Source organism: Aphanizomenon sp. CS-733/32, from assembly GCF_028330045.1.
Classification (GTDB): Bacteria; Cyanobacteriota; Cyanobacteriia; order Cyanobacteriales; family Nostocaceae; genus Dolichospermum; species Dolichospermum gracile.
Window position 1 is genome coordinate 1 of record NZ_JAQMSE010000205.1, and the last position, 12,153, is coordinate 12,153.

At 38.3% G+C, this 12,153-nt stretch carries 9 protein-coding genes and 2 pseudogenes; 8 read left to right on the forward strand and 3 right to left on the reverse strand.

The genetic code is table 11. The features are described 5' to 3' along the window. A pseudogene (locus tag PN471_RS23515) lies at positions 1-140 on the forward strand (IS4 family transposase); the annotation flags it as partial. A gap of 1 nt (position 141) precedes the next feature. Here the strand turns inward: PN471_RS23515 and PN471_RS17235 are convergent. Continuing rightward, positions 142-333, reverse strand: a pseudogene (locus PN471_RS17235) (DUF2887 domain-containing protein); the annotation flags it as partial. Positions 334-412: 79 nt separating this feature from the next. Here PN471_RS17235 and PN471_RS17240 point away from each other — a divergent pair. The 5 genes from PN471_RS17240 to PN471_RS17260 all read left to right on the forward strand — a co-directional run bounded on the left by PN471_RS17240 (position 413) and on the right by PN471_RS17260 (position 5,376). Next, on the forward strand, positions 413-1,579 hold the full coding sequence (locus PN471_RS17240) for a pyridoxal phosphate-dependent aminotransferase (RefSeq protein ID WP_271777894.1): 1,167 nt from the start codon (positions 413-415) through the stop codon (positions 1,577-1,579). Between the two features lie 33 nt (positions 1,580-1,612). Then, on the forward strand, positions 1,613-2,260 hold the full coding sequence (locus PN471_RS17245; RefSeq protein WP_271777895.1) for a histidine phosphatase family protein: 648 nt from the start codon (positions 1,613-1,615) through the stop codon (positions 2,258-2,260). Positions 2,261-2,418: 158 nt separating this feature from the next. Continuing rightward, a complete protein-coding gene (locus tag PN471_RS17250; RefSeq protein WP_271777896.1) occupies positions 2,419-3,444 on the forward strand; it encodes a glucokinase in 1,026 nt (341 codons plus the stop codon). A gap of 257 nt (positions 3,445-3,701) precedes the next feature. After that, positions 3,702-4,304: a hypothetical protein gene (locus PN471_RS17255; RefSeq protein WP_271777897.1), complete on the forward strand. Its 603-nt coding sequence runs from the start codon at positions 3,702-3,704 to the stop codon at positions 4,302-4,304. A 736-nt stretch (positions 4,305-5,040) separates the two neighbouring features. Then, the gene (locus PN471_RS17260) at positions 5,041-5,376 is read left to right on the forward strand and encodes a hypothetical protein (RefSeq protein WP_193895321.1); all 336 of its coding nucleotides are present in this window, start codon (positions 5,041-5,043) and stop codon (positions 5,374-5,376) included. 96 nt (positions 5,377-5,472) lie between these two features. On the opposite strand, the gene PN471_RS17265 is transcribed toward PN471_RS17260, so the two are convergent. Further along, positions 5,473-6,546, reverse strand: a complete 1,074-nt coding sequence (locus PN471_RS17265; protein ID WP_271777898.1) for a tetratricopeptide repeat protein — start codon at positions 6,544-6,546, stop codon at positions 5,473-5,475. Between the two features lie 460 nt (positions 6,547-7,006). Then, entirely contained in the window at positions 7,007-8,008 is a 1,002-nt protein-coding gene (locus tag PN471_RS17270) for a phosphoribulokinase (protein ID WP_193899242.1), read from the reverse strand. 1,058 nt (positions 8,009-9,066) lie between these two features. Between PN471_RS17270 and petH the strand changes: the two genes are divergently transcribed. Beyond that, positions 9,067-10,422, forward strand: coding sequence for a ferredoxin--NADP reductase (petH, locus tag PN471_RS17275; RefSeq protein WP_271777899.1), 1,356 nt, complete (start codon positions 9,067-9,069; stop codon positions 10,420-10,422). A gap of 111 nt (positions 10,423-10,533) precedes the next feature. Then, positions 10,534-11,823 carry a homoserine dehydrogenase gene (locus PN471_RS17280; protein WP_271777900.1) on the forward strand — a complete coding sequence of 430 codons (1,290 nt, stop codon included), beginning with the start codon at positions 10,534-10,536 and terminating at the stop codon, positions 11,821-11,823. The last annotated feature ends 330 nt before the right edge of the window (positions 11,824-12,153 follow it).

Here is a 12,153-nt window from a genome sequence, read left to right on the forward strand (position 1 = left end):
CTATCAAAATCAAGAAACATGGACGTTTTGCTAAAAGTGTTTTTCGTTACGGTTTAGATTATCTGCGTTCTCTTGTTACTGATTTAGATTTGAAATATGACGACTTTCTTCTCTCTCTCAATTTTTTGTCCTGTACTTAGCACAAAAGTATACTATTCCTGGACTATCATTTTCTGGTGGTAAAAATACCCCATCAATTTCAAATTTGGGTTCTTTAACTGCTACGGAATCGAATCTATAGGAGTCGGCATTGTTTGGCGGTTGCGCTAATAGTTGAAATAGCACAGACGGATATTGTTGGAATAGTTTATAAAAAATGGAATCTCTACGCATGAAGCACCTGATATACTTAAAAAATTGGACAAATTGTAATACTCTGGAATAGAATACTAAACATACATTTTGACGAGTTATGAATTATCAATTATCACGAATGGCAGCGATTCAATCGCCAATTATTCCGGCTGTGGGAGAATTAATTAGAAACTCTCCTGGAACAATTTCTCTAGGACAAGGTGTGGTTCATTATCAACCACCATTAACAGCAATGGAATTATTACCAAAATTTCTTGCTGAACCTAAAAATCATCTTTATCAACCCGTTGTGGGGATTTCTGAATTATTAAAAGTATTAGCAGCAAAGTTATCAAGATTTAATGGTATTGATATCAATGAAAAAACCGCTATTGTGGTGACAGCAGGTAGCAATATGGGGTTTATAAATGCTATTTTAGCAATTACTTCTCCTGGTGATGAAATTATTTTAAATACTCCCTACTATTTTAATCATGAAATGGCGATTAAAATGGCAGGTTGTCATCCAGTATTAGTTGGGACAGATGCAAATTATCAATTAATTCCTGAAGCCATAGCTGCTGCAATTACAGATAAAACTCGTGCGGTGGTGACGATTTCCCCGAATAATCCGACGGGTGTTGTTTATTCAGAGACAGCATTAAAACAAGTTAATGAAATTTGTCGAGAAAGGGGAATTTATCATATTAGTGATGAGGCTTATGAATATTTTACTTATGATCATGTAAAACATATTTCTCCGGGGGCATTTGCGGGCAGTCATCAATATACAATTTCTCTGTTTAGTTTGTCGAAAGCTTATGGTTTTGCTAGTTGGCGAATTGGTTATATGGTAATTCCTGAACATTTATTAATTGCTGTGAAAAAAGCTCAAGATACTATTTTGATTTGCCCACCTGTGGTTTCTCAATATGCAGCTTTGGGGGCTTTACAAGCAAAAGATGATTATTTAAAAGATAATATTGGGAATATTGCTAAAGTTCGAGAAATAGTAATTAATTCACTACAATTACTTCAGGATTTATGTACAATTACACCAGCTAATGGTGCATTTTACTTTTTCTTGAAAGTGCAGACAAAAATGAACGATTTGGAATTGGTAAAAAAACTGATTCAAGAATATAAAATAGCGGTGATTCCGGGAACAACCTTTGGGATGGAAGATGGTTGTTATTTGCGGGTTGCTTATGGTGCGTTACCAGCAGATACAGCTAAATCAGGTATAGAAAGATTAGTCAAAGGTTTGCAAAGTATCGTATTATAACCACATAACAAAAATTAACATTCGGATTTTCCCATGAGTCAAATAGTTTGGATAGCAAGACACGCTAACCGCCTTGATTTCGTATATCCCGATTGGTTTCTAACCGCCGAAAGACGGTATGATCCACCTTTGTCAGATGATGGGATGATTCAGGCGCAGCAGTTAGCAAAGCGACTTAAAGGGGAAAAAATCGCCCATATTTTTGCTTCTCCGTTTTTGCGAACTGTCCAAACAGCGAATGCGATCGCCGAAGTTTTGGATTTACAGATTAAACTAGAAGTAGGTTTGAGTGAATGGCTTAATCCCGAATGGATGACTGAAGAACCCCAAAAACTCTCAACTTCAGCTTTAGTCAAATTATTTCCCAGAATTGATACCAGTTACACATCACGGATAGCCGCAAAATACCCGGAAACTCATGAACAGGTGCGGGAACGTTCGGCGCAAACTGCCAGGTGTTTATCTACTGAATTTTTCCCCCATGATATCCTATTGGTGGCACATGGTGCGTCGGTCTTGGGTGCAGCAATGGGATTTGTGGGAGACATAGCCAAAAGTGAAGTTAAAGCTTCTCTATGTTCTTTGGTAAAAGTTGTCCGTCAAGATTCAGAATGGTTATTAGCACTCAAGGGCGACACTTCCCATTTGACGAAAATTGAAGAATTGGTGCGATTTGTGTAAATATTTAAGGGGGATTTTCTCTCAATCACAACTGACGCTATAGCAGGAGTCAGGAGTTAAGAGACTTTTAACTTATGGCTTTTACTGTAGATTCTGTATCTCATTCAAGTGCATATCGCTACGACTGGGCAAAAGTAACCTACTAATTGATAAATTTTATGACATTGCTACTGGCCGGAGACATAGGCGGAACAAAAACTATTTTGCGTTTGGTGGAATTTTCGGAAACACTAGGGTTAAAAACTCTGTATGAAGAGAGTTTTCGCAGTGGGGATTTTCCTGATTTAGTCCCCATAGTGCAAAGGTTTTTGACTACAGCTAATTCTAGCACACCCGAAAAGGCTTGTTTTGCGATCGCAGGACCAGTAGTGGAAAACACCGCCAAGTTGACCAATTTAGCCTGGTTTCTCGATACAAATCGGTTAACTCAAGAATTGGGTATTTTGTCAATTTCTCTAATTAATGACTTTGCGGCTGTTGGTTATGGCATTTTTGGGTTAACAAAACAGGATTTACTAACTTTACAAGTTGGTAAATATCAACCAGCAGCACCAATGGCTGTAATCGGTGCAGGAACTGGATTAGGACAAGGATTTTTGATTAAACAAGATCATCAATATCAAGTCTTTCCTTCCGAGGGTGGCCACGCAGATTTTGCCCCCCGGAATGAGGTAGAATTTCAACTGTTGAAATATCTAGTAGATAAACATAATATTCAACGAGTTTCTGTCGAAAGAGTGGTTTCCGGGTTAGGAATTACCTCCATTTACCAATTTTTACGAGATAGGAAAATAGCCACCGAATCACCAGAAATTGCCCAAGCAGTCAGAACTTGGGAACAAGAAGCACAGACAACCGAAAAAACCGTTGATCCTGGGGCATTTATTGGCGCTGCTGCACTCCAAAAAAGCGATCGCCTTTCCGAACAAACCATGCAATTATTTATCGAAGCCTACGGTGCAGAAGCCGGGAATTTAGCCCTGAAACTCCTACCTTATGGCGGATTATACATTGCTGGTGGTATCGCCCCCAAAATCCTCCCCTTAATGCAAAATGGTAGTTTCCTCTTGAATTTTACCCAAAAAGGCAGAATGGGTTCTCTTCTCGAAGAAATCCCCGTGCATATAATTCTTAATCAACAAGTGGGATTAATTGGTGCAGCTTTATCTGCCTCTAGGTTATAACTAGCAACGTCAGGAGTTAGGAGTCACCGAGTCAGGAGTACCGCAGGGCGGAAGTCAAAAGTCAAAAGTCAAAACGAAGACAGTATAGGCTTTTTAACGATTTAGAATGGTTGGTTTATTTACGCCGTGTTGTAGTCAGGAGTCAGAATATTTGATAAATCGGTAAATTATTTATTAAATAGTAATTACTGAACACTGATAGCTGAATGCTTATTTCTTAATAACAGTGAAATCTGCATCTACAAATTTCATAACTTATGAATAGCAAAATTTTATTATCTTTCATTGCTGCCACATTTTTATCCAGTGGTTACGCCATTGCTGAAGTCCGTTCATCCAAACCCAAAGTTGCCGAAAAAAAACCTATTGTTCCCACAGTCATACAACCCAAATGGCGAACATTTACATCCCCAGATGGATATTTCACCGTATTAATGCCAGGAATGCCCAAGGGAAAAACCCAAATTCAAAAAACCTACATGGGCAAAATAAAATTAGAAATATTTTTAATCCAACCACCGCAACAAGAAGCTGCATATATAGTCACATATAATGAATTTCCTGATAGCTATGTCCAAATGACTAACCCCCAAACAATCATGGATCAAGCCCAATATGTAGAACTCACAACCACCAAAAGTAGATTACTAAATCAGCGCAATATTCGCAGTTCTAACTTTCATCCTGGCAAAGAAATTGAATATGTGAATGCGATCGGTAAAATTACTAAAACCAGAATGTTTGTTGCTCATGGTAGATTATATAAAGTTATGGCTATAGTCTCCAAAAAACAACATGATACTCTCAATAAAACTATTACAGGCTATTTAGATTCCTTTCAATTGGTTGTCAAACCTTAATTGAGAATGAGTAATCTCGGTAAAATATTCAGGAGCCCAAAACAATACTGTTCGGTTAAGGTTAAAAAATGAAAATATCTAGGTTGGGTTGAGAAAACCCAACATCTTCAAGAATTTGTTGTTTTTATACAATAAGTTGTTTAAGTAGAAAATTTCGTTAACCGAACAGTATTGAGTCCCAAAAGATGATCATTACTGAAGTATGATAAATTGGAATTTCTTTGTCTACACATTAAAACGGTATTTTGTCAAGATAATTTAGATGCGTTTCCCCTGGTTTGGGATTGAATATAAATTACGCCTTATGTGAGTTAAAAATATTGTGGTTTTATTAGGGTTTCCAGAGTTCTCTAGAACGATAATTCCAGAATCATCAACGGTATTACAAGGGTTTCCGCATTTAATTCACATAAGCCGTAAATTATTAAGATTTATGAAATAAATTATCATAATCTTATAGTTATAATAAAATTTAATAATTAATTTACGTTATTTATCGAATACTGTTTTAGACAAAAAAACCTACAAATACTTACCTGTCACCTGTCTCCGTGGTGTAGTACCTGTCACCTCACCTCACAGACAACTTTTTCAGCAAACCCTAATTATAGGCTTTTGATCAGCAAACAGTATGTCTAATCATTGACCGCAGATAACGCAATCAAATGTAATATTACACCGTAATTGTTAACAATTTCGGCAACATTCACGACTATTCAAACCAGGAGCATTTTTTATGGGCTTTATCAAAAATATCATTGCGGGTATTGTGGGTTTTATTACTGGATTGTTTAGCAATAAGGGTAATAGCTACTACCTAGAACTCAAGGAAGAAGCTAATGTTACTCAATCTCCAGCAACAGTAGCAGCACAACCCACACCAAAAATTGAACCAAAAGCTACACCAGCAGCAGTAGAAGTTACTAAGCCCGAACCAGTTAAAATATCAGTCCCCACTGAAGCCAATTTTGCCACCAAATATCTCATTCCTACTAATAGTCCTCGTCGTCGTCCTGGGGTAAATATGAATGTCTTTTTAGATATGGCACGTCAAGTTAAAACTCCTGGATAAGTATCAAAGAGATTATAAATCGTCGCTATATTAGTCCACGCAGGTGGACTTTGTTTGTGTAGTAGCGATTTATAATCGCCAATACTTTCGAAACACCTACAAAGCATTTTTAGCAAAGATAATCCCACTATATAAATGAAAAGCTGCATCCCAATAACTTTGTTCTGGGCGAAATAAATTAATGTGAGATGGGATTTGTTTGAGAATGTCTGTTTGGTCTATAACTATTTGTGCAAAGGGTTTAAAACCCGACCACACCTTAACTTCAGGTAACTGATTTTCAACCCAGGTCATTAAATTATTCCAGTTCATTCTTATAGTATTATGGTTAGCTTGAGATTGAGTTTCTAAACCTTGCTGAAATTCATAGCCTTGATCATAAATTCGCAAAATACTCCGTCTATTTGGGAGATGTAAATCACAAAATTGAGCATAATCTTGAGTTTTAGTTTTCCGTTCTAGTTTACCTCTAGCACTAACATCTACAACTTGTTCAAAAATTGGTAAAAGTCCCATTACTCTATTAGTAACTTCTGATAAATCAAATCTCATCGAACCAGTTTGATTTGCTTCATTTTGACAGACTACTTTGATTTGCGATTTATTTATTGATAAATGTTTAACTTGAAATACTTGAATTTGTTGAATTTGGGGAATTTTTACCCAGAAACAGGGAATACCAGCCTGTTGTAATTGTGTTCCATAAAATGCTAATTCTCCGACTTGGGCAATGCGATAAACTCGCCAATTCTGGCTAGGTAATATCATTTTTGCTGTGTAAACATCTACCTGCATGATTTGGGCAAAGTTGGTAGCAGCGCTGGTTTTGAGTTCATTATGAATGGGTTCTAAAACTAATATTCCCAGTTCATTGTTATGAGGTGCGGATATGGATTCGAATATAGCTCTTTGTTTTTCTTCTTGTTTAACTTCTTCTAGTCGCTGTAAACCTTGACGAGCTTGAGAAATAATTTTACTATGAGTTGTGGTGCGGAGTAATTGACGATATACTTTTTCAGCTTCTGGGAATTGATGAGAAACTTCTTTTAACTTACCAAAATATAGTTGTACCCAAGGATTTTCTGGTGATTCTATCAGTAGTTTCTGAAGTAATTTAGCTGCTGTTTGATAATCTTTACATTCAAAAGCTTTAATAATTTGATCAAGCATATAATAGGTTTTAATAAAGGATATAGATCCCCGACTTCTTAGAGGTTGTTTGGAAAGTATTAGATGAAACCGATAATCTCTAGAAACCTAACCCCCCTTCCCTACAAGGGAATGGGGGTTTCAAAGCCTCTCCCCGCGTCGGGGAGAGGTTTGGAGAGGGGTTTGTTTATACATTAAAAACTTTTCAAACATCCTCTTAGACATTTAGCAAATATTCTTTTCCACTTATTATCATGATCCTTAATTCTGCCACAATCAAACAATATCCAAATAACAATCCTGTCAATCCTCAAATCCTGGACATCCTGATTCTGACAAAATATTCACTTAATTCTACCACAATCAAATAATATGCAAATAACAATCCTGCAAATCCTCAAATCCTGGACATCCTGATTCTGACAAAAAAAGAGGGAACATATTCAACTGTTCCCCCCAATCTTTGACACAAACTGCTGTTTTAGACTTGGACTGCTAGTTTTGCTTCTTTAGCTGTCAATCGCTCATAAGCATCACGCATTTTCAACCCTGTCAATACTTGGAATAAACCAGTACCATTATTAGAACCTGGGTATTCACGGTGTTGTAGTAACAAGTGAGTCATCTCACCTTGATATTTGGTGGATGTTTTGCTTAAATGAGTTTCAATGTAAATTACTTCATCGAGGTTATCAAATTGACCGTCTACTTCTAAAACAGAGACGTAACGGCCATAGTAAACATCAGTACCGTAGTAAAGCTGCATACCGGGGTAAGAACAGGTCAGTTTGCGTCCGCAAGGAGTCCACTGAATTGTTGAACCTTCGTCAAACAGGTAACTTGGCTCAAAGCCTTCTTTACCTTCCCGTTGTAACATCCGTACCCGCAAAACTTTACGTTCTGTATCGTTTTTAATTAAGTTTGTGGGTAATACTTGCAGAACCACGTCAGCAAATTCTCTTTGTGGTTCGATGAATTTTTCAAAATCAGGTTTACGAGAATTGATTTGTGCTAGAACATCTTCATAGCGGTGACCTCTTTCAGCCATATCCCGTTGGATTTTCCAAGCAATTTTGACTTCATCGCCGATATCAAAATAAACGCTGAAGTCTAGAAGCGCTCTTACTCGTTCGTCATATAGGGGATGTAGTCCTTCTACAACGATAATATGATTTGGCTCAATCCATTCTGGTGGATCAATCATGCCGGTTTCGTGGTTATAAATCGGCTTGTGAATTGCTTGACCTTCTTTAAGAGCTTTGATTTGTTCATACATTAGATCAAAATTATTTGCTCTAGGGTCAAGTGCAGTTATGCCTGTTTCCTTGCGTTGTTTACGATCTAGGCAATGATAGTCATCTAAACAGATAACTGTCATAAATTCTTCGCCAAATAAATCAATCAACCGACGCAAAAACGTAGATTTACCGCACCCAGAGTCTCCGGCTACTCCAATTAGTACCACGCGTTCCGGCTTAGTCATAAATTCCCTCTAAATACTAAATGTGTCAATCAATAATTTTTCTCACAGCAGATTTTGAATCTAGGAGCTTACCCCAACGGTATTGTCCTACTTCTGGCTATCCAGCATAACGATGACAGATTTCAACAAATAACTTGTACGCCTATAGCAGTTACTCGTCCTAATTAGCCTAATTTTATGGCTGGTAAGTATTTAATCTTAGTGTTGTACTAGATTTTAGCAGAATGGGGTGTACTCTCACAAGATTTACCTTAAGAACGAATCTAGTTCCCTAGCAATTATCTGTTTAACATTCTGCCATAGATGATACATTTTTTTTAGATTTGAGAGAAAATAGGAGTTAGCACTTCGGCTTACTTCGACAAACTCAGTACAAGTCCCTCTGTTACCAGTCAGGAAGAAGGAAGAAAGCTTGTGAGTATTTGATAGTACAGCGTGGCGTATGGCTCAACTCGCACCACGCTAAATTCATGTATTATTTTAACACTTTTTAACACTGTACTTAATTTACCTGGAATGTACTGTACCTATAGGAATCCGGTTTGATTCTGTGAATTTACTTGTGTGGTCAGGGAAAAGGGAACAGGAAAGACAAAATTGATACCTATTGAGTCTTGTTTAAAAATCAAATAGGAGTCCTATATAAAATTGATTATTAATAAAGTCCGTTACTACACCGTCATGGTAAGATGGTACTGGTAGTTTTAGAAATCAAAAAGCTTTTTTTGCAAACCCAGGATTTTTGCAGGATCAATATGCAGTAGAATATTTGATCAACAAGCCTAAAACTATGTAGTTCGAGAAAAAAAGATTAAAGTGATTCACTATTAACATTCTCGCAAAGACTTATCCTCTAATTTAGAAGGTGAACAGGTGTGTTTTTTGCCATGCCTACTGGTCTTGGGCGAGTGTACTGAGCAAGGCATCATCATAAATGATGTCGTTTTCCCAGATGGCTAGTTTTGTGATCCGAAAATCCGGTAAACTAAAGCTCGCATAAGGATGGGAATAATTTTTTTTTGATAAACGGTTAAGTAAATATCGGAGTGTTAGAAGGAATGTACAATCAAGGTGCTGTTGAGGGTGCTGCCAATATAGAATCAGGTAGCCGCGTCTTCGTTTACGAAGTGGTGGGTCTGCGTCAGGTTGAAGAAACTGATCAAACCAACTACCAAATTCGTAGAAGTGGCAGTGTATTCATCAGAGTACCTTACAACCGCATGAATCAAGAAATGCGACGGATCACTCGCCTAGGCGGTAAAATTGTTAGTATCCAATCTGTTACAGCTTTACAGCAACTCAATCGCAAAGTTGACTTAGCAGTTAACGAAAAAGTTGAATTAGCAACTGCTGACATTAAAGTTAGCAGCGAAGTCGCGGCTGAAGTAAGTGCTAACAAAGATGAACATGGTAAATCCACACCTGTAAGTAATGTTAGTGAAGCTAAAGGCTTTGCTAAAACACCAGCTAAGGATAAGAAAGGCAACTCCATGACTCAAGCAAAAGCCAAAAAAGATGCTCATGCTGATGTTCCTGTGAACATTTATCGTCCTAATGCTCCGTTTATTGGTAAGTGTATTTCTAATGAAACATTAGTTAAAGAAGGTGGAATTGGGATTGTTCAACATCTCAAGTTTGACCTGTCTGCTGGCAACCTGCGGTATTTAGAAGGACAAAGTATTGGGATTATTCCTCCCGGTGTAGATAAGAATGGTAAGCCGGAAAAACTCAGACTGTACTCCATTGCTTCTACTCGTCACGGCGATAATCTAGATGATAAAACAATATCTCTGTGTGTTCGTCAGTTAGAATACAAGCATCCAGAAACAGGTGAAACGGTTTATGGTGTTTGTTCTACCTATCTGACTAAAATTAAACCAGGTGATGATGTCAAAATCACAGGTCCTGTTGGTAAGGAAATGTTATTGCCGGAAGATCCTGAAGCTAATGTGATCATGTTAGCAACAGGCACGGGTATTGCGCCGATGCGGACTTACCTGTGGCGGATGTTTAAGGATGCAGAAAGAAAAGCTAACCCAGAATATCAATTTAAAGGATTTTCCTGGTTGTTGTTTGGTGTACCCACATCTCCCAATATTCTTTATAAAGAAGAATTGGAAGCAATGCAAGAGAAATATCCGGAAAACTTCCGTCTCACCTATGCTATCAGCCGGGAACAAAATAACCCCGCAGGTGGCAGGATGTATATCCAAGACCGGGTTGCGGAACACGCTGATGAATTGTGGCAGTTGATTAAAAACGAAAAAACCCACACTTACATCTGCGGTTTGCGCGGTATGGAAGATGGCATTGATGCGGCTTTAAGTGCTGCGGCGGCGAAAGAAGGTGTAGTTTGGAGTGATTACCAAAAAGACCTCAAGAAAGCTCACCGCTGGCACGTAGAAACATACTAATTTGGTCAGTGGTCATTGGTCATTGGAAAATTAAAAGCAGATAATTAGTAGGTAGGGCTGATGGCTCTGCCTACAATTGTTTTATGTAAATTTAATGTGGGTGCAAAATCTGTGGCTGTTAAATTAGGAATACTTGGATTAGGTACGGTAGGAACGGGGACAGTACAACTGTTGCAAGATCAGGTAGGTCGTCATCCACTGTTACAGGAAATTGAAATATATCGAGTGGGAGTGCGATCGCTCACGAAACCCAGAGCTGTAGAATTATCATCAGAGGTGATAACTACGGATTTAGAAGCCATTGTTAATGATCCAGCCGTAGATATAGTTGTAGAGTTAATGGGGGGATTAGAACCCGCCCGCACACTCATCTTGACAGCTATTAAAAATGGTAAGCACGTAGTTACTGCCAATAAAGCCGTGATTTCTCGATTTGGTGGCGAAATATTCACCGCTGCTAATCAAGCGGGTGTCTATGTGCTGCTAGAAGCCGCCGTTGGTGGTGGTATTCCTGTAATTCAACCCCTGAAACAATCTTTAAGCGTTAATCGCATTAGCGCTATCATGGGCATTGTCAATGGCACAACCAACTATATCCTCACCAGGATGCAAACAGAAGGTAGTGAATTTGATCATGTCTTAGCAGATGCTCAGAGGTTGGGTTATGCTGAAGCTGACCCCACAGCGGATGTTGATGGTTTGGATGCCGGAGATAAGATTGCTATTTTGGCATCTTTAGGATTTGATGGGCGAATCAATCGGGAAGATGTCCATTGTGAAGGAATTCGTCAAGTTACAAAAACAGATATTGCCTATGCTGCTAAATTAGGATTCGTAATTAAATTACTAGGAATAGCTCAACATTTAGATGAAGATAACTCCCAACTTTCCGTGAGAGTTCATCCTACCCTAGTTCCCCACAGCCACCCTTTAGCTAGTATTAACGGTGTTTACAATGCTATTCTGATCGAGGGAGAACCGATAGGACAAGTGATGTTATTCGGTCCTGGGGCTGGGGCTGGTGCTACCGCCAGTGCTGTATCATCAGATATCTTAAATCTTGTTGCTACCCTCAAAACCAATACCACGAAACCAAATTCTCTCCTCGCTTGTAGACATCAACATTACTCGCAAATTACCCCCATTTCCGAGTTAGTAACCCGGTTTTATGCCCGTTTCCTCAGCAAAGATCAAGCGGGAGTCATTGGGAGATTGGGAACTTGTTTTGGTAATTATGGCGTGAGTTTAGAGTCAGTAGTCCAAACTGGCTTTCAGGGAGAACTAGCCGAGATTGTCGTTGTTACCCACAATGTCCGGGAAGGGGACTTTAGAGGAGCTTTGGCAGAAATTCAAGCAATGGAATCAATAGACAGTATTCCCAGCGTATTACGAGTGCTTTGAAACATAAAAATATCCCTGACTTCTTAAAAAAGTCGGGGGTTTGTCATTCTATTATTAATTAATAACAAGATAGCTCTTCCTTATCAGTTCTATGATAACATTTTTAAAATTGTTTGTCAACACCATAAATCTCTTTTTTCCCTTGGCGTTTTTGCGTTTTTTAGCGAAACATCATGGGGTGATGATGTATACTTAGGGGCTGCTGAATAAACCTAGAACTGAGATATATCAAGAGTTTGAAGGTAAAGAAGGTGAAAGAAGTGCAAGGAATAAGGGTTGAAATTAGCAAAAACCTATCACTTTACCAGATTTAATACTATTCTTATCTTC